At 69.4% G+C, this 23,444-nt stretch carries 19 protein-coding genes; 7 read left to right on the top strand and 12 right to left on the bottom strand.

Annotation, left to right across the window (positions count from 1 at the left end; translation table 11 throughout):
• Window positions 1–9 precede the first annotated feature (9 nt).
• From ACORQU_RS03475 to ACORQU_RS03460, 4 genes are all read right to left on the bottom strand, one after another.
• A complete protein-coding gene (locus ACORQU_RS03475) occupies window positions 10–870 on the bottom strand; it encodes a helix-turn-helix transcriptional regulator (RefSeq protein WP_491643486.1) in 861 nt (286 codons plus the stop codon).
• 96 nt (window positions 871–966) lie between these two features.
• Entirely contained in the window at window positions 967–1,857 is an 891-nt protein-coding gene (locus ACORQU_RS03470) for a DUF4097 family beta strand repeat-containing protein (RefSeq protein ID WP_491643484.1), read from the bottom strand.
• Window positions 1,858–1,871: 14 nt separating this feature from the next.
• On the bottom strand, window positions 1,872–2,363 hold the full coding sequence (locus ACORQU_RS03465; protein ID WP_491643483.1) for a hypothetical protein: 492 nt from the start codon (window positions 2,361–2,363) through the stop codon (window positions 1,872–1,874).
• Complete coding sequence (locus ACORQU_RS03460; RefSeq protein ID WP_491643481.1) at window positions 2,360–2,944, bottom strand: RNA polymerase sigma factor; 585 nt, start codon at window positions 2,942–2,944, stop codon at window positions 2,360–2,362. Before ACORQU_RS03460 ends, ACORQU_RS03465 begins: the two co-directional genes overlap by 4 nt.
• Before the next feature lie 155 nt (window positions 2,945–3,099).
• Here ACORQU_RS03460 and ACORQU_RS03455 point away from each other — a divergent pair, with 155 nt between their 5' ends.
• Both ACORQU_RS03455 and ACORQU_RS03450 read left to right on the top strand, forming a co-directional pair.
• Window positions 3,100–4,941 (top strand): methyl-accepting chemotaxis protein, encoded by a 1,842-nt coding sequence (locus tag ACORQU_RS03455; protein ID WP_491643480.1) that lies wholly within the window; start codon window positions 3,100–3,102, stop codon window positions 4,939–4,941.
• Between the two features lie 337 nt (window positions 4,942–5,278).
• A complete protein-coding gene (locus ACORQU_RS03450) occupies window positions 5,279–5,500 on the top strand; it encodes a hypothetical protein (RefSeq protein WP_491643478.1) in 222 nt (73 codons plus the stop codon).
• 79 nt (window positions 5,501–5,579) lie between these two features.
• Here ACORQU_RS03450 and ACORQU_RS03445 read toward each other — a convergent pair whose 3' ends face one another.
• Together ACORQU_RS03445 and ACORQU_RS03440 are read right to left on the bottom strand one after the other, a co-directional pair.
• Window positions 5,580–6,008, bottom strand: a complete 429-nt coding sequence (locus ACORQU_RS03445) for a DUF3597 domain-containing protein (RefSeq protein ID WP_491643476.1) — start codon at window positions 6,006–6,008, stop codon at window positions 5,580–5,582.
• A gap of 213 nt (window positions 6,009–6,221) precedes the next feature.
• Complete coding sequence (locus tag ACORQU_RS03440) at window positions 6,222–7,841, bottom strand: GGDEF domain-containing protein (RefSeq protein WP_491643474.1); 1,620 nt, start codon at window positions 7,839–7,841, stop codon at window positions 6,222–6,224.
• 186 nt (window positions 7,842–8,027) lie between these two features.
• Here ACORQU_RS03440 and ACORQU_RS03435 point away from each other — a divergent pair, with 186 nt between their 5' ends.
• Window positions 8,028–10,217, top strand: a complete 2,190-nt coding sequence (locus ACORQU_RS03435; RefSeq protein ID WP_491643472.1) for a methyl-accepting chemotaxis protein — start codon at window positions 8,028–8,030, stop codon at window positions 10,215–10,217.
• A 76-nt stretch (window positions 10,218–10,293) separates the two neighbouring features.
• Here ACORQU_RS03435 and ACORQU_RS03430 read toward each other — a convergent pair whose 3' ends face one another.
• Window positions 10,294–10,884, bottom strand: a complete 591-nt coding sequence (locus tag ACORQU_RS03430) for an NADPH-dependent FMN reductase (RefSeq protein WP_491643470.1) — start codon at window positions 10,882–10,884, stop codon at window positions 10,294–10,296.
• Between the two features lie 383 nt (window positions 10,885–11,267).
• On the opposite strand from ACORQU_RS03430, the gene ACORQU_RS03425 reads away from it, so the two are divergent.
• The gene (locus ACORQU_RS03425; protein WP_491643468.1) at window positions 11,268–13,022 is read left to right on the top strand and encodes a thiamine pyrophosphate-dependent enzyme; all 1,755 of its coding nucleotides are present in this window, start codon (window positions 11,268–11,270) and stop codon (window positions 13,020–13,022) included.
• 53 nt (window positions 13,023–13,075) lie between these two features.
• On the opposite strand, the gene ACORQU_RS03420 is transcribed toward ACORQU_RS03425, so the two are convergent.
• Window positions 13,076–14,707, bottom strand: a complete 1,632-nt coding sequence (locus tag ACORQU_RS03420; RefSeq protein WP_491643466.1) for an alpha/beta hydrolase — start codon at window positions 14,705–14,707, stop codon at window positions 13,076–13,078.
• Window positions 14,708–14,879: 172 nt separating this feature from the next.
• Entirely contained in the window at window positions 14,880–16,241 is a 1,362-nt protein-coding gene (locus tag ACORQU_RS03415) for a glycoside hydrolase family 16 protein (RefSeq protein ID WP_491643464.1), read from the bottom strand.
• Between the two features lie 430 nt (window positions 16,242–16,671).
• Here ACORQU_RS03415 and ACORQU_RS03410 point away from each other — a divergent pair, with 430 nt between their 5' ends.
• Window positions 16,672–18,372 (top strand): alpha-amylase family glycosyl hydrolase, encoded by a 1,701-nt coding sequence (locus ACORQU_RS03410; RefSeq protein ID WP_491643462.1) that lies wholly within the window; start codon window positions 16,672–16,674, stop codon window positions 18,370–18,372.
• A 98-nt stretch (window positions 18,373–18,470) separates the two neighbouring features.
• On the top strand, window positions 18,471–20,198 hold the full coding sequence (locus ACORQU_RS03405; RefSeq protein ID WP_491643460.1) for a cellulase family glycosylhydrolase: 1,728 nt from the start codon (window positions 18,471–18,473) through the stop codon (window positions 20,196–20,198).
• A gap of 91 nt (window positions 20,199–20,289) precedes the next feature.
• Here ACORQU_RS03405 and ACORQU_RS03400 read toward each other — a convergent pair whose 3' ends face one another.
• Both ACORQU_RS03400 and ACORQU_RS03395 read right to left on the bottom strand, forming a co-directional pair.
• Entirely contained in the window at window positions 20,290–21,303 is a 1,014-nt protein-coding gene (locus tag ACORQU_RS03400) for a purine-nucleoside phosphorylase (protein ID WP_491643458.1), read from the bottom strand.
• Between the two features lie 59 nt (window positions 21,304–21,362).
• The gene (locus ACORQU_RS03395) at window positions 21,363–21,752 is read right to left on the bottom strand and encodes a winged helix-turn-helix transcriptional regulator (RefSeq protein WP_491643456.1); all 390 of its coding nucleotides are present in this window, start codon (window positions 21,750–21,752) and stop codon (window positions 21,363–21,365) included.
• An 87-nt stretch (window positions 21,753–21,839) separates the two neighbouring features.
• Here ACORQU_RS03395 and ACORQU_RS03390 point away from each other — a divergent pair, with 87 nt between their 5' ends.
• The gene (locus tag ACORQU_RS03390) at window positions 21,840–22,904 is read left to right on the top strand and encodes an SDR family oxidoreductase (RefSeq protein WP_491643454.1); all 1,065 of its coding nucleotides are present in this window, start codon (window positions 21,840–21,842) and stop codon (window positions 22,902–22,904) included.
• A gap of 58 nt (window positions 22,905–22,962) precedes the next feature.
• Here the strand turns inward: ACORQU_RS03390 and ACORQU_RS03385 are convergent, their stop codons facing one another.
• The gene (locus ACORQU_RS03385) at window positions 22,963–23,433 is read right to left on the bottom strand and encodes a YehS family protein (RefSeq protein WP_491643452.1); all 471 of its coding nucleotides are present in this window, start codon (window positions 23,431–23,433) and stop codon (window positions 22,963–22,965) included.
• Between the last annotated feature and the right edge of the window lie 11 nt (window positions 23,434–23,444).

The following is a 23,444-nucleotide window of genomic DNA, read 5'->3' as shown; positions in this document are numbered from 1 at the left end:
AGGGCGGCCTCAGGCCGCCAGGGCCGCGCTGGGGGTGGCGCGCGTGGAGGCCGGCGCCGCGTCCAGCAGGGCCTGGATGCGCGCCGCGTCCTCGGCGGTGCTGGGCATGTACACCAGCATGGACAGATCGGCACGGCCCTCGACGACGAAGGAGGAAAACTCCAGCGACAGCGGCCCGTGCTCGGGGTGGTGCAACTGCTTGCGACCCCCGCCGAATTGGCGCACGTCGGTGGTTGCCCACAGCCGGGCGAAGTCCGCGCTGCCGCGCAGCAGTTCGTCGATCAGCGGCTGCGCGCGTTCGGTCGCGCCGGCTCGGGTGATGTCCGCGCGGAAGGTCTCCACCACAAAGCGCGCCACGCTTTCCCAGTCGCGCTGCGCATTGCGCACCCGCCCATCCAGGAACATCAGGCGCAGGATGTTGCGCTGCTCGGGCGGCAAGCGGCCGTAGTCGGTGAGCACGACGGCGGCCGGACGGTTCCAGGCGGCCACATCCCAGGTCAGGGTCTTGAGCAGGGCCGGGTTGGGCGCCAGGGCGTCCAACACCCGCTGCAGGCGCGGGCTGATCGCCTCGTGCGAGGGGTAGCGCGGGCCGGGGCGCTGGCCGAGGCCGAGCAGGAACAGATGCTCGCGCTCGACATCGGTCAGCAGCAGGGCTTGGGCCAGGCGTTCGAGCACCTCGGCCGAGGGGGCCCCGCCACGTCCCTGCTCCAGCCAGGTGTACCAGGTCGGACTGATGCTGGCGCGCTGGGCGACCTCTTCGCGGCGCAGGCCGGGCGTGCGCCGACGGGCCGAGGCAAAGCCCAGCGCGGCCGGGTCCAGGCGCGCGCGGCGGTCTTTCAGGTATTGGCCGAGGCGGGGATCGTTGGCCATGGCGGGTGTCCTGGCTGCATCGCGTTACTAGGATGGGACGCAGCTTTTACCACGATGGGCCTGGCCGGCCGTGCAGGCCCTGGAATGCGCGGTGGCTTACTCCAGGCGCAGCTCGGCATCGCCAGAGAAGGTCTCCAGGGTGACCTCGCCCTCGCCACTGCCGTAGCGGGCGTCCAGCGAACTCCCGGGGCCATGGCGCGGGCGTTCGATCGTGGCATCGGGCGCGCGCAGCGTGCCGCTGAAGCTCTCGGCGGTGACGTGCGCGGAGACCGCGCGCGGCAGCACCACCAGCAGGCCACCGCTGACGCTGGACAGCGACAGCTTGCCGTTGCGCGCCAGCGCCGTGGACACCCGGGTGTCGCCACTGACGCTGTTGGTCGACAGGTCGCGCAAGGCCTGGTCCTTCACCGCCACGCGGATGCTGCCGGAGACGGTCTCGGCCTCGACCTTGCCGTCCAGGCGCCCGCGCAGGTCGACCCCGCCGCTCACCGTGTTGATGCTGACCTCCGGGCTGTTGGCGGTCACGGTGACATCGCCGCTGACGCTCTCCACCGACAGCGTTCCGGGCGCGGCGGCCACGGTGACCTGGCCGCTGACACTCTCGATGGACAGGCTGTCGGGGGCCACGCCGGACACGTCCACATCGGCCGAGACCGCGTGCAGATCCAGCGAGGCGCGCAGCGGCACCATCAGCAGCAGGTCGCTGGGCTCGCTGGACTTTCCACCCCAGCCGCCATTGCGCGGATAGCGCACCTTGATCTCCAGGCTGCCACGGTCGCCGTCGATCTCCAGCTTCTCCACCCCCTCGCCCAGGGAGCCGCGGATCTGCACTTCCGGCCGGTCCCAGGCGCGGACCTGGATGCGGCCCTTGACGTTCTGCACCTCGACCTTGCCGCGCGGATCCAGGGGGCGGGTCTGGTCGATGGGCGTGGACGCCTGTGCGGCGGTGGCGAGGAGAAACAGCAGGGACAGGGCGATCGGGCGCATGGGTCGGGTCTCTTTCAGCTCAGGGCCGCGCGGCGGGTCAGTGCCAGGCGACGGTCGTAGGTGTAGCGCAGGGTCTGCAGCAGTTGCGGCGAGCGTGGGTCGCGGTCGATGGCGTGCAGGATCTGGTCGGCGCTGCGGTCCAGCTCCTGCACGGTCGGGGCCAGCGCCAGCGGCATGTCCACGCCCTGCATGCGGGCCAGGGCGACCTGGTAGTCGCGGGTCATGCGCACGGCTTCGGCGCGCAGCGGCATATGCGATGGCGCGGCGGGCGCCGGGGCATCCAGCACGGCCTTCATGCGCACGCCGACCAGCGCCACCAGGGCGACCGAGGCGGCCAGGGCCAGGGGTTGCCAGCGCCGGCGCCAGCGGTGGGCCCGGCGCGGCGCGGGTGCGGCCGCTTCGGCCTCCAGGCGCGCAGCGATGCCCGGCCACAGGTCGCGCCCGGGTTCGATGTCCTGGCGCAGGCCGCGCAGGGCGAAGCGCAGGTCGTTGTCGTCGGTGTTCATGCGTGTGCCTCCAAACGGGTCCGCAACAGCTGGCGGGCGCGATGCAGTTGGGCCTTTGAGCTGCCCACCGCCATGCCCAACTGGGCGGAAATCTCTTCGTGTTTCCAGCCTTCCACATCGTGCAGGACCAGCACCGCGCGTGCACGCGGCGGCAGGGTGGCCACCGCGCGCTCCAGGTCCATGCGCAGCGCAGGTCCCTGCGCGCGTGGGTCGACCATGACCGCATCGTCGTGGTCGGCTTCCTCTTCCCAGCGCGGTCCGCCGCGGCGGCTGCGCAGTTCCATCAGCGCGGTGTTGACCGCCAGCCGGTGCAGCCAGGTCGACAGCGCGCTCTCGAACCGGAACTCCGGCAGCGCCCGCCAGGCCCGCACGAAGGTTTCCTGGGTCAGGTCCTCGGCGCGCGCGCCATGCCCGCCCACCAAGCGTACGATCACCCCGTGCACGCGGCCGGCATGCCGCCGGTAGAGCTGCTCGAAGGCCTGGGTGTCGCCACGCGCGGCGGCGCGCGCCTGCGGCGCATCCACGTCCTCCTGGGCAATGTCGGGTACGTCCATGGGAATCGTGGCGGCCGTGGTCAGCATGCCCAGTGTGATGCAGCGATTGGCCAAAGGGTTTAAAACGGCCTTCGCGCGGCCTGTTCGCCAGCCCGCGGCGCCCCCCGGGGCCGGCCTGTCGCGCCAGGCTCAACCCGGGGCCACCGCGGCCGATAGTGCTCCAAGGATGTAGGGAGAAGCTCATGTCGTCGTCTCCGCCGCCGGCGCAGTCCGCCGGAACCACGCTCGATACCCTGCCGGAGGTGCCGGTGGCCCTGCTTCGGCTCTCGGCCGAGGGCCTGATCACCGCCGGCAACCGCATGGCCCTGGATGTGCTGGGCTGCAGCGCCGAGCAACTGGCCGGCGCGCCGGCCGCGCAGCTGTGGGGGCTCGACCCGGCCGTGCTGGGCACCGAGGGGGTGTGGGTCGCGCCAGGCGATGACCCCGCGCGCCGGGTGCGCTACCAGCGCGAGGCCCAGGCCGGCGGCTGGCTGCTGTCGTTGCCGCATGTGGAAACCGCTGCCCTGCTGCGCGATGCGCGCGCACTGTCCACCACCACCACTGCCACGCCGATGGCGGTCTCCACCCCGATGCAGCCGCTGGTGCAGCGCCTGGCCCAGGCCGCCGGCGATCGCCAGCTGCTGCTGCAGGCCGGGCAGGCGCTGGCGGCCTGCGAGCTGACCCCGCCGACGATGCCCACCGACGTGGAAGGCGAGGTCGGCGGCAAGCTGCGCGCGGGCTTCGGCAACCTGGCCGAGGCGATCCGCCAGGCCGTGGCGCTGTCGGTCCAGATTGCCAGCCAGGTCCCGCACCTGGTGGCCGAGAACGACGAACTCGCACGTCAGACGCAGGCGCAGGGCGAGGCCCTGGAAGAGGTCATGGAGGCGACCCGCCGCCTGACCGAGCGCCTGCAGGGCGTGGGCGAGGAACTGCGCCAGGTCATGGACGTGGCCGCCAGTGCCGATGAACGCGCACGCCAGGGTCGGGAGGCCGCCAGTGGGCTCAACGCGGCCATGCTGGAGGTCGAACGCCGCGCGGCGCGTGCCAGCGAGGTGATCGAGGTCATCGACTCGGTCGCCTTCCAGACCAACATCCTGTCCATCAATGCCAGCATCGAGGCGGCCCACGCGGGCCCGGCCGGCAAGGGCTTTGCCGTGGTGGCCGGAGAGATCCGGCGCCTGGCCGAACGTGCAGCCAGCGGCGCGCGCGACGTGCGGGTGATCATCGATGAGACCAGCGCCGCGGTGGGCGAGGGTGCCCAGTCCGCCCGCCGGACCGAGGAGGTGCTGGAAGGGATCGGCGCATTGATGGGGCGGGCCAGCGGGGCGATGGCCACCGTGGCCGAACGGCTGGGCGCACAGGGGGGCGAGATCCGGGCGATCGAATCCTCGGTCGATGCGGTGGTCGCACTGGGCCGCTCCAACCTGGAGCACGCCGAGCAGGTCGCCCGCCGCAGCGAGGCGCTGGGGGCTGGCACCGAGACCTTGCGCGACTGCGTGGGCCTGTTCCGCCTGCCCGAGGATCCGATGCGCGAGCCGCGTCATGCCACGGTGCGCGCCCTGGCCGAGGAGGCCGCGCGCAGGATCGGCATGGCCCTGCAGCAGGCGCTGGACCAGCACCGGATCGAGCCGGCCGCACTGTTCGGCCGTGATTACACGCCCATCCCGGGGACCTCGCCGGAAAAGTACACCAGCGGCTTCGACCGGCTGTGCGACCAGGTGCTACCGGCCTTCCAGGAGCCGGTGCTCGACGCCCAGCCGTGGATCGTTTTCGCCATCTGCGCCAATCCGGACGGCTATGTGCCCACCCACAACCTGCGCTTCACCCAGCCGCTGACCGGGGACCCGGCGGTCGATCTGGTCGGCAACCGCACCAAGCGCATCTTCACCGACCGAGTCGGTCGCAGCGTGGGCGCGCATACCGACCCCTATCGCCTGCAGGTCTATCGCCGCGACACCGGGCAGATCATGTTCGACCTGTCGGTGCCGGTGATGGTCGGCCGCCGCCACTGGGGCGGCTTCCGCGTGGGCTATACGCTGGAGTGAAAAGGGGCCGCGCGGCGTTGCCGCGTGTCGCACCGGCCGACATGCCCGCGCCTTGACCCGCCACCGGACAGGGAACGTCCAGGGGGCTGCTCGACGTCCTCCTGCGCGCCGCCGACGGGGTCGCGGCGGTCGTCGGCGACTGCCGTACTGCCCGCCAGGTGATGCTGGCTGTGGCGCGCATGCTGTGCCCCAGCCGCGCTGGAGCCCTTCGTCCAGGGTGTGAGACACGGTGAGGAGACCTCCAGCGGCCACTGGCGCTGAGCCGGACGGTCTTACGCCGGGCCTGGCGCCGATGGCGTAGGCTTGCGTTTCCTTCGGCTCCCGGGAATCTCCCCCCATGCGGACCCTGACGACGTTGCTGCTCTGGTGCCTGCTGGCCGTGCTGTGCTGGCCGCTGGCGCTCCTGGCCCTGGTGGCCTGGCCGTTCGTGTGGCTGCTATCGCTGCCGTTCCGCTTGGTCGGGGTGACCTTCGGCGCGGTCTTCGCGCTGCTGCGGGCCGCGCTGCTGCTGCCAGCCAGGCTGCTCGGCGGCGGCCACCGGCTGGCCAGCGCGAGCTGATCGCGCTGGCCGCCTCGGGCGGCCAGCGCAACGCGCCCCGTTCCGCCCGACGCTGATCGCGGCGGGCGGCGGGCGGGCGTCAGTCCTTCAGTTCGGCGGGGACCTTGCCGCCGTTCTCGGCCAACTTGCGCATGACCGCCTTATGCAGGGCGATGTTCTGCTCGGCGCTGCCATGGGCGCCGGCGCGCACGTCCAGTTCCTCGGCCAACTGCTTGCGCGCCTCCAGGCTGGAATCCAGGTCCAGCAGCTTGAGCAGGTCGACGATGGAATGCTTCCAGTCGCTCTTGCCGCCCTTGGCCGCGGCCATGTCGGTGAGCACGGCTTCCACATCCACCGGCGCGGCGGCAGCGGCCGGGGCCGGGTTGCGTGCCGGCGGGGCGATGTCGGCGGTGGCCTCGGAACCATCGACGATGGTCACCTGCGGGCCGGGCGCGGCAGCCGGCGTCGCCGGCGCGGCCGGCTGGGCATGGCCAAAGATCTTGTTGACGATGTTGGAGAACAGGCTCATCTCGGGTCTCGCTTGAGGGGACAGGGGCGCCGACCTTAACGCGCAGCAGTGCCAGCGCGGATGAAACGGCGGTGAGTGTCCGCTTCAGCCGGCCACCGTCGGCACGGCTGGCCGTGTCGACGCCCGCCTGTCCCGACATCGTGTGGCCCAAGGCGCGGTGTCCGCTGCCACGCGGCCGAGTCTTTCATCGCCACCTGCGCGCAGGTCTGGCGCTCAGTCGGCGCTCAGGACGCGGTTCTTGCCGGCCTTCTTGGCCTCGTACATGGCGCGGTCGGCACGCTTGAGCAGCACGTCCTGGGCCTCGTCCGGTTTGCGCAGAGCCACGCCGGCGCTGAAGGTGACGAACACGCGCATGTCCTCGTGCAGGAACGAATGCTGGGCCAGCGCGCGCTGCAGGCGGGTGACCGCGGCGCTGCCCTCGAAGATGGTTGCGTCCGGCAGCAGCAGCACGAATTCCTCGCCGCCGAAGCGGGCGATGGCGTCGGTGGCGCGCAGGGTGGCGCGGGCGATCTCCACGACGTGACGCAGGGCCGCATCGCCGCCGGCATGGCCGTGGGTCTCGTTGAGCTTGCGGAAATCGTCCAGGTCCAGCATCGCCACGCACAGCGGGGCGCTGCTGCGCTGGGTACGCGCCACTTCGCGCTCGAACAGTTCCTCGAAGCCGCGCCGATTGAGCGCGCCGGTCAGCTGGTCCTCGCGCACCAGCCCGGCCACGTCCTTGAGCTCCTGCTCCAGTGCCTGGATGCGCGCTTCGGCGGCTTGTACCTGCTGTTGGGCGTTGAGCAGCACATCGCGTGCCGAAGCCGCTTCTGCCTGCATGCCGGCGGTATCGTCCAGCACCTCCTGCAACAGGCGGTTGAGCTCGGCGATGCTGTTGGCGTCGCCGATGGCCTGGGTATAGCCAGCGACGCGGTCGTGGTATTCGCCGGTGCTGGTGGCCATGCCGCCCAGGCGGTCGACGAAGGACACCATCATCTCGCGCATGGCCTGCTTGGACTCGGCGATGCCCTGCTTGAGCAGGCCCTGCTTGTAGATGACCTCGCGCAGCGTGCCGCGCGCCTGCTCGATGGCCGGGGCGTCCATCGGCCCGGCGATCAGCTGGCGGACCATGCCGATCTGGCCTTGCAGCCAGCTGCGTTCGTCGATCAGCTCGCCGACGTTCTCCAGCAACAGGTCGAACAGGCCCAGCAGCAGGTTCTGCTGCTCGTTGGCATCGTCGGCGCGCAACCCGATCTGGTGGGTGAGTTCACGCAGGCGGGTCTCCATGGCGCCCAGGTCCTGGCCCGGGCGCCAGTGGCGCAGCGCAGTGCCCAGCGACTGGGCTTCCTCGACCAGGTCCGGGGTGCGCTGGAGCAGCGTGGCCAGGGCATTGCCCAGGGCATGGCGCAGCAGGTCGCGCAGGTATTCGGCCTGGGTGCGTCCGGCGGCCAGCGGGTCGGCCACGTCGATGGTGCGGATGTACTTGTCGATCAACTGGCGCAGGGCGCGGCCATAGCCGGGCCAGTCGCCGACATCGTAGGCCACGCGCAGACGCCGGCCCATGTCGCCTAGCTCGCCATGCAGGCTGGCCATGCCGCTGGCGAAGGCATCCAGCAGTTCCTCCGGCCGATGGGCATGGGAGAACAGGCGCATGAGCGCGGCGGTGGCGGCCGCCGCATCGACTGGCGGAGCGGCAACCTCGACTGCCGAGGGCGTGCTCGCGGACACGCGTCGATGGGTGGTCGTCAGCACCGCCTTGCCGGGCTTGGCGGTGTCCTCACCGCGCTCGCCCAGCTTGGACAGGAGTCGGCGCAGCCCTCCCTTCGGCGGTGGCGGATCGGGCAGTTGAGGCATCGCGCAGGACCTGGGCGTGGAGTCGGGGAACGGACGACCCAAGCATCCGCGTCACAGCGAATATCGACCAGACGGGCGTCGGCTTGAGGGGCCGGGCTGGATGCGTGTTCAGAAAAAACTGGTCAAGGCTGTCAGCGACCCGCCGATATCGCTTATGCCAATGCTGATTGGAATCCGGAGCGCCTCATGAACCCGCTTGTCTCGTTACGTCGCCATATCGCCAACCTGCCGCTGACACGCAAGTTCGTGCTGCTCTGTGCTTTGATCACGGTCGGTGTGGTCATCCTGTCGGTCGCTGCGGCACGGTTGCAGTATCTCGACCTGGTGGCGGCCCGCAAGGCCAGCGTCAAGACGCAGGTGGACATGGGCTTGTCGGTGCTGGAGCACTACGCCAAGCGCGAGGCCAGTGGCGCGCTGACACACGCCCAGGCCCAGGAGCAGGCCAAGGCGGCGCTCGCGGACATGCGCACCAACGGCGGCGTGGACTATTTCTTCGTCGCCGACCCGCAGATGCGCATCGTCATGCATCCCAAGCGCAAGCCCGGGACCGACATGAGCGACTACAAGAGCGATGCCGGCGAGTACGTCTATCGCGACATCCAGAAGGCCGTCAGCCAGGGTGATGGCTTCAGCAACTACAGCGCGCCCAAGCCGGGCAGCAAGAAACAGTTGCCCAAGATCAGCTACGCGGCCGCCTTCCCCCAGTGGAACTGGATCGTGGCGATGGGCGTGTATGCCGAGGACATCCAGGCCGAGGCCTGGAAGTTCACCCGCACCCTGACCCTGATCGGCGCCGGCTTGATCGCCATCGTGGTCGGTCTGTGCTGGCTGATCGCCGCGGCCATCGGGACGCCGCTGCGCGCGGCCACGCGCGCCGCCGAGGCCATCGCGGCCGGCCGCTTCGATACCCAGATCAAGGTCGAGTCGCGCGACGAGGCCGGGCAGCTGATGACCAGCATGGGCCAGATGCAGCAGGTGCTGCAGCGCTTCAACGGCGAGATGCAGACCCTGACACGTCTGCAGCAGGGCGAGGACATCGCCCACCGGATGCCCGAGGACTTCCCGGGTGACTACGGGACCCTGGCCAGTGGCGTGAACCGGGTGCTGTTCGAGCATCTGGACGCGATCATCGAGGCGATGCAGATCATGGGCGAATACGGCCGCGGTGACCTGCGCCGCGACATGCGCCGCCTGCCCGGGCAGCGTGCCGCCCTGCACGAGGCGCTGGATGCGGTGAAGGGCAACCTGTCGGCGATCAACGGCGACATCGCCCGCCTGGCCGACGCGGCTGCGCGTGGCGACTTCTCGGCACGTGGCGAGCAGGCGCGCTACCAGCATGCCTTCGCCGACATGATTGGCGCGCTCAACCTGCTCATGGAGCAGGCCGATACGGGGCTGTCGGACGTGGGCCGGATCATGGGCGCGATCGCCGATGGTGACCTGTCCCAGCGCGTGGAGGCCCATTACGAAGGTGCGTTCGGCCTGTTGGCCGCGGCCGCCAACCGGACCGCCGAGCAGCTGACCACCATCGTTCAGGGCATCCAGCGCTCGGTCGAACAGATCAACACCGCCGCCGGCGAGATCGCCACCGGCAATGGTGACCTGTCGGTCCGCACCGAACAGCAGGCCGCCAACCTGGAAGAAACCGCCGCGTCCATGGAAGAGCTGACCTCCACGGTCAAGCAGAACGCCGACAGTGCACGCCAGGCCAACCAGCTGGTGCTCGGCGCGGGCGAGGTGGCCCAGACCGGCGGCCAGGTGGTCGAGGACGTGGTGACGACCATGGCGTCGATCAGCGCGGCTTCGGCCCGCATCGGCGACATCATCAGCGTGATCGACGGCATCGCCTTCCAGACCAACATCCTGGCGCTCAACGCGGCGGTGGAAGCCGCGCGCGCCGGCGAGCAGGGCCGCGGCTTCGCCGTCGTGGCCTCCGAGGTACGCTCGCTGGCCCAGCGCTCGGCCGATGCGGCCAAGGAGATCAAGACCCTGATCACCGATTCGGTGCAGGAGGTCGAGCAGGGCTCGGTGCTGGTGGCGCGCGCCGGCAGCACCATGGCCGAGGTGGTGACCTCGGTGAAGCGGGTGACCGACATCATGGCCGAGATCTCCGCGGCCAGCGCCGAACAAAGTTCGGGCATCGAGCAGGTCAGCCGCACGGTCATGCAGCTGGACGAGAGCACCCAGCAGAACGCGGCGCTGGTGGAAGAAGCCACCGCCGCAGCGCGCAGCCTGGAAGACCAGGCGGCCGAGCTGAGCCGGGCGGTGGCGGTGTTCCGCTTCGGTGGAACCAAGCCGGGCAAGGGCGCCGTCAAGCGCGCGCAGGCAGGGGCGCCCTCGTCGGCGGCACGCGGACCGCTCGCCATCCCGGCCTGACCCACCGATTGCCGGAGAGGACAAAAAAGCCCGCACCATGTGCGGGCTTTTTCTTTAGTGCATGGCCGTTTGGCCGTCAGTAAGGTGGCGGGCGGCGCTGGCGCTGGGCGCGCGCCGCCTCGGTCCACCAGCCCAGGTCATCGGCGAAGCGGACAAAGCTGCGTTCCAGCGACTGGCCTGCGGCCTCGATGGGCTGGCCCTCGGCGTCCAGGGTCTTGCCGATCGGCCCGACCGTGACCGTGCTGGAGATCACCACCATGCCCATCTCCGACAGCGTGCCGTGCCAGGCCACCGCGGCATGCGCACCGGACAGGCGCCCGGCCGAGTAGCTCACGATGCCGGCCGGGCGCCAGAACCATTCCTCCAGGAAATGGTCGGTGAGGTTCTTCAGGCCCGGCTGCTGGCCCCAGTTGTATTCGCCGGTGACGAACACGAAGCCGTCGGCCTTGCGCAGCTTCTCGGCCAGCGCTTCCATCGCCGGCGGCGCTTCGCCCTTGGGGTATTCCTTGTACATGCGGTCCAGCATCGGCAGGTCGACCGCCTTGGCATCGATCAGCTCGGCCTGGGCACCGCGCGCGTTGAGCGTGCGCACCACGTACTGGGCCAGGCGGATGCCCATGCGATCGCGGCGGTAGGAGCCGTAGAAGACCAGGATGTTGTCGGACATGACGGAAGGTTCCGAAGGCGGGACCGGCATGATCGCCGAATGTCGATGACGATGCCGCCCACGCTGCAGGCCGGTGCATGCGCGCTGCGTTGATTGCCTGGCGGCTGTTTGTGCGGGCGGCTGCGCAATCGGGAAACATGGATTGCGCAGCCACGGCGGCGCGCGTGACAGCCAGGGCATGCGTGGACACCACGCGACCGGCCTTGCAGCCGCGCATGCATCCCTGCCGTCTCCAGGGCCGAACGGAACGTGGCCGCAGACGATCTATCGGGCACCACGGCCGTGCCCCGTCCCATGTCGTTGACGGAGACGCAACATGCCATCGACGCTCGCCTCATCGCGCGATGCCTAGCATGGGAGGCCCGCGCTGGAGTTTGCATCCCATGGCCCACCCCACCGTCGCCCGCATCGTCGTGGACACCCTTGAACAGGCCGGCGTCCAGCACTGCTACGGCATCGTCGGCGACACCCTCAACCACGTCACCGACGCCATCGCCGACAGTGGCATCCAATGGGTGCATGTGCGCCACGAGGAAGCCGGTGCCTTCGCCGCCGGCGCCGAGGCGCTCATCGCCAAGCGGCTTACCGCCTGCGCTGGCTCGTGCGGGCCCGGCGGCCTGCACTTTATCAACGGCCTGTTCGAGGCCAACCGCAACCGCGCCCCGGTGGTGCTGATCGCCAGCCAGATCGTCACCGCAGAACTGGGCATGGAGTTTCCGCAGGAAGTGGATTTCGCCGCGGTCTATAAAAGCTGCAGCGTGTTCTGCGAGCAGGTGCACAGCGCTGAGCAGGCTCATCGCGTGGTCGCGCTGGCCTGCCAGGCGGCAATCAGCCGGCGCGGCGTGGCGGTGGTGATCCTGCCGTCGGACATCTCCACGATGGAGGTCAAGCATGACGTGCCGTTCGGCGTGCACTTCACCGCGCCGGTGTTGCGCCCATCCGACGCCGAGCTGCAGGAGCTGGCCGACAAACTCAATACCGGTGGCAAGGTGGCCATCTATGCCGGCGCCGGCTGCGAGACCGCCCACCCCTGGCTGCTGCAGGTGGCCGAGACGCTCAAGGCGCCCATCGCCCACACCTCGCGCGGCAAGGATTTCGTCGAGCACGACAACCCCTTCAACATGGGCATGACCGGCATCTTCGGGGTGGAGAGCGGCTACCACGCGCTGATGTCGTGCGACACGCTACTGCTGCTGGGCGCGGACTTCGCCTGGGCGCAGTACTACCCGGACAAGGCCACCTTGCTGCAGGTCGATCGGGATGGCTCGCACCTGGGGCGTCGGCATCCGGTGGACCTGGGCCTGGTCGGCGACATCGCCCCGACCATGCAGGCGCTGCTGCCGCTGCTGACCCCACGCAGCGACCGCGCCTACCTGGACGAATGCCTGGAGCATCGCAAGGCCGCGCTGGACACCCTGGCCGAGGAAGAACAGCCGGGCGAGGGCGAGCTGATCCATCCCCAGCACCTGACCGCGCTGATCGATCGCCACGCCACCGACGATGCCTTGTTCACGGCCGATGGCGGCTCACCGATGGTGTGGCTGCTGCGCCATATCCGCGGCAACGGCCGGCGCCGCACGCTGACCAGCCTGCTGCACGGCACGATGGCCAACGCCATGCCGCAGGCGCTCGGCCTGCAGAAGGCCTTCCCCGGGCGGCAGGTGATCTCGCTGTCGGGTGATGGCGGCCTGGCCATGTTGCTGGGCGATCTGCTGACCGCCGTGCAGGAGCAACTGCCGATCAAGGTGATCGTCTACAACAACAGTTCGCTGAACTTCGTCGAGCTCGAGCAGAAGGTCGAGGGTCTGCTGGACAACTACACCGACCTGAGGAACCCCGATTTCGGCCGCCTGGCCGAGGTGATCGGGCTCTACGGTCGTACCGTGACCCGCAGTGAAGACCTGGAGCAGGCCGTGCGCGACGTGCTGGCCCATCCCGGGCCGGCGCTGCTGGACGTTCACACCAGCCCGACCGAACTGGTGATGCCACCCAAAGTGGAGTTCGCCCAGGTCGCCGGCACCGCGTTGTACGGCGCCAAGGCCGTGTTGAAGGGCCGCGGGCAGGAGGTCAAGTCGCTGTTGAAGGACAACTTCGTCGAGCGGCTCAAGTCGCGCAGGTCGCGCAAGTCCGACGACTAGCGCAACGCCACCGGCGCGCCCGCCAGGCGCGCCGGTAGGTCTCGACGGTGGCTCTACTGGCCTGGCGCCTTGGTCCGTGCCTGACCGGGCCGGGCCACCGCGTACATCTCCCAGGCGATCTTCTTCAGCAGCGCGCTGTCGTCGTCGCCCTGCTTGTACAGATCGAAATGTGTGCGATCGGGCAGGAAGCGGAAGTCGCTCTTCGCGCCCAGCTTGTCCAGCACCGCCTTGAAGCGGTGCGCCGCCCCGTCCAGGTAGAACGTATCGGCCGTGCCCACGATCAGGTGGATCTTGCCATCCAGGTCAGGCTTGAGCTGCGGCCAGTGCGCGGCCACGCGCGCGGCGATGTCGTAGTGCGCATGCCAATAGGCCACGACCTTGGGATCGACCTTGCCGGTGTCGCGGTCGAACATCGGTAGCGGCGCGCCATCCTGCCCGCGCGGGGAGAACACCCAGTCGAACGAACCCATTTGCCCACCGTACGGGCCGAGCACGCGTTCGAGCCGGGCGAAGGTCTCCATGTTGGCGATGACCTTGCCGTGGTCGCGGATCAGCGGCACCGGGCTGCCGTCGGCGCGCGTGTACAGGTTGGCGTCGGGCGCGTACAGGTCCACGCCGGTGAAGTCGTGGAAGTCGCTGGGGTCCGGCGAGGTCGACCAGGTGCCGCCGAAGATCTTCGGGTAGCGGGTCTGCAGCCACAGCGTGGCCCAGCCGCCGGAGGAGTGGCCGTTGAGAAACCGTCCGCTGGGCTTGGCGTCCATGCGGTACTCACGCTCCAGCGCGGGGATGACCTCCTCGGTCAGCGCCGTGCCCCACGGGCCGTTGTTCACCGAGTCGGCGAACTCATGGGTGCCGGTCGGCGTGGACTCGTCCAGGAACACCCAGATCATCTTCGGCATCTGCCCGCTGGCCATGGCCTGCCACACCGTGGCGATGTTGCCGGCCAGACGGTCGTAGTTGCCGGTGAAGCCATGGGTGAAATACACCGTGGGGTAGCGTGTGGCCGCCTTGGCGTCGTAGCCGGGCGGGATCAGCACCCGCGCGCGCACCTGGATCGGCCGGCCCCAGAACGCGCTCAGCGCCGGGCTGACCATGGAGGCGTCGTGGGTCTGCGCCTTGGCCTGCGGCAGCGCATCGCGCACCGCTTGCGGAGCACGGGAGGACAGCCGCCATGGGTCATCGTGCACCGGCAGGCGCTTGACCAGCGACAGGTTCGGCAGCGCCTCGCCCGCCGCCAACGGGCCTTCGGTCACCGCGCTGACCAGGTCGCCACCGTCGCGGCCCAGGTAGTTGTAGCTGTGATCGGGGTCCAGCACCGCCTGAAACACGTAGTCGCCGGCCGGCAGCGTCGAGAAGCCTGACGGGAAGGCCACATCGTCCAGGTCGACCATCACGCTGGCGCCGGGCGTGAGCCCGCTCACCTCGCGCCCGGCCACGGCCACGGCGGTCGGGTCGAACGGGTTGGTGTCCACCTCCTCGACCTTGCCGTCCTTGGACTCGGCCCGGGCGGCCTGAGCCTGGGCAGCGAAGACCAGCAGGCGCCCGGAGACAGGCTGGTCGCTGGCCCCATCCAACGTGACGCGGATGAAGTGGTGGGGCGCGGGGGGCTCGGCGGCCTGCAGGCCGCAGGCGCACAGCAGGCCCAGGGTAAGCCCCAGCAGCGGGACAAGGCGGCGCGGTGTCATCGGATCAATCCCTCGGGAACAGTGTCAGCAAAAGGCCGGGCATCGCCGACCGTTCCGGGGACATTAGCCGCTGCGCATGCGCCGCGCATGTCGCATAAGTCATCCGCACTGGGTCTGCCACCCGCACCCCGGCGCGCGTGAGCGCGTCGGGGCGGCAGGCCCGCAAGCCGCGTTACGGGCTCTGGTAGACCACCTCGTCGATGGCGAAATCCACATCGCTCGCAGGTGCATCGGAGACCAGCATGAAGGGCTGGCGCACCGACTTGAGGTCCAGGTCGTAGAAGGCGCTGAAGGGGATGGTGACCTGGTGCCACTGCCCGTCGCGGACCAGGCCGTAGTTGTTGCCGCCGTTGACGAAGTCCACCCAGCTGTCGCCGAAGGAGGTGTTGATGCCGATCTTGAAGGTCGAGGTGGTGGTGGTCTTCATCTGGAACTTCAGCGACCCGCCGGCGTAATTGGCGAAGTTGTGATAGCCGGTGGCGATGCCCAGGCCGTACCAGTTGCCGGCCGCCGCGTGGTAGCCCATGACCTGGCTGCCGGCGTAGGGCGCACTGCCGTTGGCGCTCAGGTTGTTCCAGAGGTACAGGTTCGCGTCGTTGCTGTAATCCAGCTGCCCGGCGAGTCCGGCCTGCTCTGAGAACAGCCCGAAGGTGCCGGCCGGCGCGGCGTGGTCGGCGCCGACGTACAGCTCGGCGCCAGGGGTGTCCTGGTAGAGGCGGATGTAGTCCACCTCCATCTGGCCGGGGATCGGCGCGGTGATGCCGGCCACGTCATGGATGCCCGGATAGTTGCCACCCACGGCCAGGTTGAGCAGCAGGAACTGCTGCTGGTGGAACTCTTGCAGCGAGGCGCCTTCGATGTCCGAGATCGCAAACTCGAAGTACTGCTGCCCGTCGATGGACATGCGGATGTAGTTGGCGTCCCAGGTCAGTCGATAGGTGTGGAAGTCGTTCTGCAGGTCCACCGGGCTGTTGTAGTCGCTGCCGTAGTCGGCCTGGGAGCCGTTGTAGTCCCAGTGCACGGCCGCGCCGACCCGGCGGTTGGCCATGCCGTCGGCAATGGCCTGGGCCGAGCCGGCCTCCAGCATGTCGATCTCCCCGCGCGCCGGCCACACGCCGATGGCGCCCAGCATCCAGTACGCCGGCCACAGCCCGTTGCCGACCTCGGGCGTCTTGATGCGGGCCTCCAGCGTGCCGTACTTGAAGTGCATGCGGCCCTCGGTCTTCAGCCGCGCCGAGGTGAAGGGCATGCCGCCGAAGTCCTCGCGCCGGGCCTCGATGATCAAGTGGCCGTTCTCGATGCGGGCGTTCTCGGGGCGGCTGGTGTAGTACTCCAGCTCGGCATTGCCCCAGCCGCAGTTGCCGATCTGGCAGCCGGTGCCGACGTCGTATTGCCACTTGTCGCCGTCGATGCTCGGGCCGTCGAAGTTGTCCTGCCAGACCAAAGTCTGGGCGTGCGTGGCGGGGGCCAGGGTCGCCAGACCGGTGCCGAGCAGCGCGGCGACGGTCAGGGCCAGGGGGGAACGGATCTGCATGGGAAGCTCCTGTCGGGTGGTGGTGGTCCGTGGGGCCGGCCGCACCCTCGGCACCCATGACAGCGCTGTCAAACGCCGCGCGCGCCGACATCGCGTTTGGAGGGGTCCGTCACAGGCGCATGTTCAACCCAGATGAAATCCGTCGGCACCCATGTCGATACGTGTTGCGGCACAGCAGGTTCGTGCGCCGACAACCGATTGATCGGAAAACGGTTTCCGTGTGCGCCCTGGGCGACGCCGGTGTGGTCATCGCCACGCGCGTCTTTCTGCATGCAGCAAGACGCGGGCAGACACGGCGCGCGAGGCGCTCAACTTCCTGAGCGCGTGCTTTATCGGGGACCGTCATGCCCTGCTGCAGAAGCGCCACAGTGGGTTAGCGTGTGCGGCCCGGCCGGCGCGCGCCGGCCGCCCCCACTGACAAGGAACTTCTTTGCGATCCCGACTCCGTCCCGACGTGCTGGACGCCTGGTGGCGCGGCGCCGTCGTCTACCAGGTCTATCCGCGCAGCTTTTCCGACAGCAATGGCGATGGCGTGGGCGACCTGCCCGGCATCACCGCGCACCTGGAGCACATCGCCGAGCTGGGCTGCGACGCGGTGTGGATTTCGCCGTTCTTCCAGTCGCCGATGCGCGATTTCGGCTACGACATTTCCGACTATCGCGCGGTGGATCCGCTGTTCGGCACGCTGGAGGACTTCGACGCCCTGGTCGATCGCGCCCACGCGCTGGACCTGCGGGTGCTGATCGACCAGGTGATCTCGCACACCTCCGACCTGCATCCCTGGTTCACCGAGAGCCGCAGCAGCCGCGACAACCCCAAGGCCGACTGGTACGTGTGGGCCGATCCTGCCCCGGACGGTGGCCCGCCCAACAACTGGCTGGCGATGTTCGGCGGCGGTGCCTGGCAGTGGGAGTCGCGGCGCCAGCAGTATTACTTCCACGGCTTTCTCACCAGCCAGCCGGACCTGAACTTCCACAGCCCGCAGGTGCAGGCCGCGGTGCTGGAAGAGGTGCGGTTCTGGTGCGAGCGCGGAGTGGACGGGTTCCGCTTCGACGCCTGCAACAACTTCTTCCACGACGCCACGCTGACCGACAACCCGCCCTCCACGCCGGCCCAGCGCGCGGCCACCAGCACGGTCAAGCGCGACAACCCCTTCAGCCTGCAGTGGCATGTGCACGACAAGAGCCGGCCGGAGAACCTGCCGTTCCTGGAACGCCTGCGCGGGCTGCTGGACGAGTACGGCGCGGCCAGCGTGGGTGAGATCGGCGATGAGAACGCGCCGCCGCTGATGGCCGACTACACCGCGGCCGGCAAGCGCCTGCACATGGCCTACAGTTTCCAGCTGCTGCAGGGCGATGGCTCGGCCGCGCGCATCCGCCACGAGGTGGAGTCGCTGGAGCGCGAACTGGCCCGCACCGGCGGCTGGGGCTGCTGGGCGCTGTCCAACCACGACGTCATGCGCGTGGCCTCGCGCTGGGCGCCGCAGGGCGTGGTCGACGACAACTTCAGCCGCCTGCTGATGACCCTGCTGGTGTGCCTGCGCGGCAGCGTGTGCCTGTACCAGGGTGAGGAACTGGGCCTGCCGGAGGTGGAGGTGCCCTTCGAGCGGCTGCAGGACCCTTACGGCATCGCCTTCTGGCCCGAGTTCAAGGGCCGCGACGGTTGTCGCACGCCGATGCCGTGGATCGCTGATGCGGTGCAGTGCGGCTTCACCGTCAACATCCCCTGGCTGCCGCTGAGCGGCTCGCATGCCGAACGCGCGGTGGATCGCCAGCGCGAGGATCCCTACAGCACGCTCAACCACACCAAGCGCCTGCTGGCCTGGCGCCGGGCCGAGCCACGCCTGCGCGTGGACGACATCCGCTTCCACGACGCGCCCGACGGGGTGCTGTTGTTCGAACGCGGCGCCCTGCCGCACAGCCCGACCGAGCGCGCGCCCGGCAGCCTGGTGGTGATGATCAATCTCACCGGCCAGCCGGTGGTGATCCCGCGCCCGGCGCTGCTAGAGGGCGCAGTGCCGATCATCGGCGCCACGGTCGACCCGACGCGCTGCGTGGACGACAGCCAGGCGCCGGATGCGGACTGGGTGCTGGGCCCGTGGAGCGCGGCGATGGGCGAACTGCCGGCCTGAGGGTCGGCCGCAACGGGCCGGGATGCTGCATCGCAAGACCGAGGTGGCGCACCGAGCGGCTAGGCTGGCAGGGTTTGACCTGACCGAGCCCAATGCGAATGAAGCCTTCCCGCCTCGCCTGCCTGCTACTGGCGGTGTCCCTGAGCGGTACCGCCGCCGCCCAGCAAGCGCCCGCGCCCGATTACCTGCATGCCCAAGGCACGCGCATCGTCGATGGCCAAGGCCGTGACGTGCTGCTGCGCGGGTTCGGCCTGGGGGGCTGGATGCTGCAGGAAGGCTACATGCTGGAGCTGCCCCAGTTCGGGACCCAGCGGGTGATCCGCGCCAACATCAAGCAGTTGATCGGCGAGGCGAAGACCAAAGCGTTCTACACCGCCTGGCTGGACCACCACACCACCAAGGCCGACATCGATGCGCTGGGCGCCTGGGGGTTCAATTCCGTGCGCCTGCCGATGCATTACGCGCTGTATACGCTGCCGGTGGAGGACGAGCCGGTGCCGGGGCGGCAGACCTGGCGCAAGGACGGGTTCGCGCGCACCGATGCGCTGATCGGCTGGGCCAAGGCCAACGACATGCGGGTGATCCTGGACATGCACGCCGCGCCGGGCGGGCAGGGCAACGACGTCAATATCGCCGATCGCGATCCCTCCCGGCCCTCGCTGTGGGACGACCCGGCCGCGCAGGACAAGCTGGTCGCCTTGTGGGTGGAACTGGCCAAGCGCTACCGCGACGAGCCGGCCGTGGCCGCCTACGACCTGCTCAATGAGCCCAACTGGGGCTTCGCCGACGCCGGCGACCTGCATGGTTGCCAGGAAGCGGACAATGCCCCGCTGCGCGCACTGCTGGTGCGCATCACCCGGGCCATCCGCCAGGTCGACCCGCACCACATGCTCGTGATCGAGGGCAATTGCTGGGGCAACAACTATCGCGGCATGCTCGAAGACGGCCTGTGGGACGACAACCTGGTCCTGAGCTTCCACAAGTACTGGAATCCGGCCACGCGCCAGAGCATCGCCGACATCCTGACCTTGCGCGACCGCTACCAGGTGCCGCTGTGGCTGGGCGAAACCGGCGAGAACTCCAACGACTGGTACACGCGCACGGTGGCGCTGGCCGAAGGCGAGGGCATCGGCTGGAGCTGGTGGCCGCTGAAGAAGATCCGCTACAACAATCCGCTGCAGGTGGTGCCCAATCCCGGGTATCGCGCGCTGTTGGCCTACTGGCATGGCGAGGGGCCAAAGCCTTCGCCCGAGCAGGCCGAAGCGGCGCTGATGCAGTTGGCGACCCACGATGTGGCGTTCGCCCACAACCTGCAGCACCCGGATGTGGTCGATGCCTTGTTGCGCGCCCCGCATTCGGATCGCGCGATGCCGTTCAAGCAGCACCTGATCGGTGCCGATGGCGGGCGCATCGCGGCGGTGGACTTCGACCTGGGGCCCGATGGCGTGGCCTACCACGATCTGACGGCCGCCAATGAGTCCACCAAGGCCGGCGGGGTGACCTGGAACCCGGCCATGGCCTATCGCAACGATGGCGTGGACGTGGCGCGCGATCCGGATGGGCGACTGTGGGTGGCGCAGCTGCAGCGGGGCGAATGGGTGCGGTACACCTTCCAGGTTGCGCGTGGCGGACGCTACGACCTGGCGTTGGAAACGCGAGGTGCGGGTGCAGCCCAGGCGACGGTGCTGCTCAATGGTGATCCGGTGGCTGCCACCTCGGCCGGCCTGGCGGCGCTGGCCCTGCAACCGGGCACCAACACCCTGGTGCTGCGCGCCGATGCGGCGCCGTTCGATCTGGGGGCACTGCGCTTCACGCCGGCACGCTGAGCCGCATGCGCCGCCTGGCCTGACCGAGCGTGCGTCCGCCAGCCTGCTGGTGATCCCGCCGACGGCACAGCTTGTCGGGCGTGCGCTCGGCTCAGCGCGCAGGCACCCCGTCGCGCCACTGCGGCCAGTGGTCGACGATGTGGTCGACCACGCGCGCGCCGACCGTTTCGATGTTGTGCACGGTCTCGGGGAAGCCGCCCGCGGTTTGCCCCGGCGCCGGGTCCAGGTGCTGCAGCGTGGTTTCGTGCGGATTGCCCTGGTCGAAGTTGACCGCTCCACGCAGGCTCAGTACCCGGTCGGTGCCGTGGGTGCGCTGGATGACCAGGGTTACCGCGGTGGCTTCCATCTCGGTGATGACGTAGTCGTCGGCACCGTACAGCTTGGCGATGTCCTGGGCCTGCCTGGACAGCCCCGGGCCATGGAAGAAGGTATCGCCGGTCACATGGGTGCCGGTGCCGACGAAGGGCGCGCGACGCGCGGCCGCCTCTGGATAGCGCAGGCGATAGGCGCGCGCGGCCGCGGAGTCCTGCAGCGGCACGCCTTGCGATAGCTGCATCGCCCAGGCCACCAGCGCCGGATTGAGACGGAACACGCGATAGGCCTCGTAGCCCTTGCGCGGCATGAAGGTCGGCGCGCCGGGCGTGTTCTCCTCCGGTGCCCAGCGATGGCCCAGGTCATAGTCCACCAGCCAGCTGGCCCAGTTGACCTCGCCGATGGTGCCGCGCTGCGGCGGGGTCCCGCCCACGCCGGAGAGCAGGTAATAGCTGTGCGAGAAGTCGAAGGCCGGGTCGAGCAGGATGGCCTGCATGGAGGCCGAGCTGTTGACCTTGCCCATGCCCAGCACCGCGCCGCAGACCCCGTCGGCGTTGCAGTACACCGGATGCAGGGCGCCGCGCACCGTGATGGGGGTGGCGTCCTGCCAGTAGCGCTCGTACCAGTGCTGGAATTCGCCAGCCCGGTCGCCCGTGTTGGCGCCGATCTCGAACATCGCCGCGACAAACACCTTCACCTGGATCGGTGCGCGGGGAGTGGGTGCGGTAGCGCAGCCGGCGAGCAGGCACGCGCACAGCAAGGCCAGGAAACGGGGACGAAACAGGGAGGGCATGGCCGAGCTCGGGCGCAAACCCCGCAGTGTAGGGCCGGGATAGTCCTGCGCCGCTGCGCTCAAGCCCCGCCGCGGCGGCGCGAGGTCGGGCGCGGCTGCAGCGCGTCCAGGGCTTCGCTGTTGCTCCGCGCCCAGTCGTAGATCAGTTCGATCGGCTCGACCAAACGCGTGCCCAGCGGCGTCAGCGCGTACTCCACCGCCGGCGGCACGGTGGGATGCACGGTGCGGGTGACGATGCCGGCATGCTCCATCTCGCGCAGGGTCTGGGTCAGCATCTTCTGCGAGATCGCCGGCAGGCTGCGGTGCAGGGCCGCGCTGCGCGCGCAGCCATCGTGGCGTGCCCACAGCGTGTGCAGGACCATCGAGGTCCACTTGGTGCTGAACAGTTCCAGCACGCGGCGTGGCGCGCAGTCCTCGCGCCACTGTTCTTCGGGACTGCCGGGTTTCATGAGGGGGTGACCATTTGGTGCCTTCTTCCACACGCGGGCGTGCCTGCCTAAGGTACCCGCCCTGACGTAGAGCATAAGGAGCAGCGTGTGACCCAACGTGCATTGGTGGTCGGTGCGACCGGCATCATCGGCAGCACCCTGACCCGGACCTTGCTGGAGGCCGGCTGGGACGTGCACGGCCTGGCCCGGCGCCCGCAGGCGCTGGTGGCCGGCGTGCAGCCCATCTCGGCCGACCTGACCGACGCGGCCGCCACGCGCGTGGCGCTGGCGGACCTGGCGCCCAGCCATGTGTTCATCACCACCTGGTCGCGGCAGGCCAACGAGGCCGAGAACATCCGCGTCAACAGCGCCATGGTGCGGCACCTGCTCGACGCGCTGGGGCCGCAAGGCAGCCTGCGCCATGTCGCCCTGGTGACCGGGCTCAAGCATTACCTGGGGCCGTTCGAGGCCTATGCGCAGGGCCGCATGCCGGCCACGCCGTTCCGCGAGGAACAGCCGCGCCTGGACGTGGAGAACTTCTACTACGCGCAGGAAGACGAGGTCTTCGCCGCCGCCGCGCGCGATGGCTTCCACTGGAGCGTACACCGGCCGCACACTGTGATCGGCATGGCCGTGGGCAATGCGATGAACATGGGCACCACGCTGGCGGTGTATGCCTCGCTGTGCAAGGCCAGCGGCCGACCGTTCTACTTCCCCGGCTCGGCCGCGCAGTGGAACGGGCTGACCGACATGACCGATGCGCGCCAGCTGGCCCGCCAGCTGCTGTGGGCCACCCAGACCCCGGCCGCGGCCGACCAGGCCTTCAACATCGTCAATGGCGATGTGTTCCGCTGGAGCTGGATGTGGTCGCGTATCGCGCAATGGTTCGAGCTCGAGCCGGCGCCGTTCGACGGGCAGGTCAGGCCGCTGGAGCAGCAGATGGCCGATGACGCGCCGCGCTGGGCCGAGCTGGCCGCCGCCCACGACCTGGCCGAGGCCGACATCAGCCGCCTGGTCTCACCCTGGCATACCGATGCCGACCTGGGCCGGCCGCTGGAAGTGGTGACCGACATGGCCAAGAGCCGACGCCTGGGCTTCCTGGATTACCAGCCCAGCGACGACGCGTTCTTCGATCTGTTCGCCCAGCTGCGTGCCGCGCGCTTGATCCCGTAGAGCCGCTGCGCGCGCCGGCCCTGCCCGGTGGGGACGCCACCAGGCGGGGCAGGCCTGCTCACGCGCCGCGCAGGCGCGTGGTCAGTCCCTTGAGGAAGGCGCGCAGCAACTGGTCGCCGCAGGGACGGTAGTTCTTGTGGTCCGGCTGGCGGAACAGCGCCGACAGCTCCGGCTTGGAGACCGGAAAGCCGGCGCTGGCGAACACCGCGTGCATGTCCACGTCCTTGAGCTGGAAGGCCACGCGCAGCTTCTTGAGCACGATGTTGTTGGTGACGCGGGTTTCGACCGGGCGCAGCGGCAGGCTCTCATCACGACCCCGGCAATGGACGATCAGGCCATCCAGTACGTGGGCCAGCAGCGCATCGCTGCACGGGGCATAGCCGTCTTCGTCCTCGCGCTTGAGCGCGGCCTGCACGTCGCCGCGGTCCACAGTGAAGGCCGGGTCGGCCAGCTGTGCGATCTCGATCAGGCGCGGTTCGCTCAGGTCGAGCATGTAGCGCACGCTGCGCAGGACATCGTTGGTGATCATGGTGTTGCTCG

The organism is Pseudoxanthomonas sp. JC1303, from assembly GCF_058448525.1.
Note: the sequence above shows the minus strand (reverse complement) of the source record. Positions and strands in the feature narration are given on the sequence as shown.

Excerpts from the sequence above, each read along its gene's own strand:
- ACORQU_RS03475 (WP_491643486.1), bottom strand. The coding sequence starts at position 870 with ATGGCCAACGATCCCCGCCTCGGCCAATACCTGAAAGACCGCCGCGCG.
- ACORQU_RS03470 (WP_491643484.1), bottom strand. The coding sequence starts at position 1,857 with ATGCGCCCGATCGCCCTGTCCCTGCTGTTTCTCCTCGCCACCGCCGCA.
- ACORQU_RS03465 (WP_491643483.1), bottom strand. The coding sequence starts at position 2,363 with ATGAACACCGACGACAACGACCTGCGCTTCGCCCTGCGCGGCCTGCGC.
- ACORQU_RS03460 (WP_491643481.1), bottom strand. The coding sequence starts at position 2,944 with ATGCTGACCACGGCCGCCACGATTCCCATGGACGTACCCGACATTGCC.
- ACORQU_RS03455 (WP_491643480.1), top strand. The coding sequence starts at position 3,100 with ATGTCGTCGTCTCCGCCGCCGGCGCAGTCCGCCGGAACCACGCTCGAT.
- ACORQU_RS03450 (WP_491643478.1), top strand. The coding sequence starts at position 5,279 with ATGCGGACCCTGACGACGTTGCTGCTCTGGTGCCTGCTGGCCGTGCTG.
- ACORQU_RS03445 (WP_491643476.1), bottom strand. The coding sequence starts at position 6,008 with ATGAGCCTGTTCTCCAACATCGTCAACAAGATCTTTGGCCATGCCCAG.
- ACORQU_RS03440 (WP_491643474.1), bottom strand. The coding sequence starts at position 7,841 with ATGCCTCAACTGCCCGATCCGCCACCGCCGAAGGGAGGGCTGCGCCGA.
- ACORQU_RS03435 (WP_491643472.1), top strand. The coding sequence starts at position 8,028 with ATGAACCCGCTTGTCTCGTTACGTCGCCATATCGCCAACCTGCCGCTG.
- ACORQU_RS03430 (WP_491643470.1), bottom strand. The coding sequence starts at position 10,884 with ATGTCCGACAACATCCTGGTCTTCTACGGCTCCTACCGCCGCGATCGC.
- ACORQU_RS03425 (WP_491643468.1), top strand. The coding sequence starts at position 11,268 with ATGGCCCACCCCACCGTCGCCCGCATCGTCGTGGACACCCTTGAACAG.
- ACORQU_RS03420 (WP_491643466.1), bottom strand. The coding sequence starts at position 14,707 with ATGACACCGCGCCGCCTTGTCCCGCTGCTGGGGCTTACCCTGGGCCTG.
- ACORQU_RS03415 (WP_491643464.1), bottom strand. The coding sequence starts at position 16,241 with ATGCAGATCCGTTCCCCCCTGGCCCTGACCGTCGCCGCGCTGCTCGGC.
- ACORQU_RS03405 (WP_491643460.1), top strand. The coding sequence starts at position 18,471 with ATGAAGCCTTCCCGCCTCGCCTGCCTGCTACTGGCGGTGTCCCTGAGC.
- ACORQU_RS03400 (WP_491643458.1), bottom strand. The coding sequence starts at position 21,303 with ATGCCCTCCCTGTTTCGTCCCCGTTTCCTGGCCTTGCTGTGCGCGTGC.
- ACORQU_RS03395 (WP_491643456.1), bottom strand. The coding sequence starts at position 21,752 with ATGAAACCCGGCAGTCCCGAAGAACAGTGGCGCGAGGACTGCGCGCCA.
- ACORQU_RS03385 (WP_491643452.1), bottom strand. The coding sequence starts at position 23,433 with ATGATCACCAACGATGTCCTGCGCAGCGTGCGCTACATGCTCGACCTG.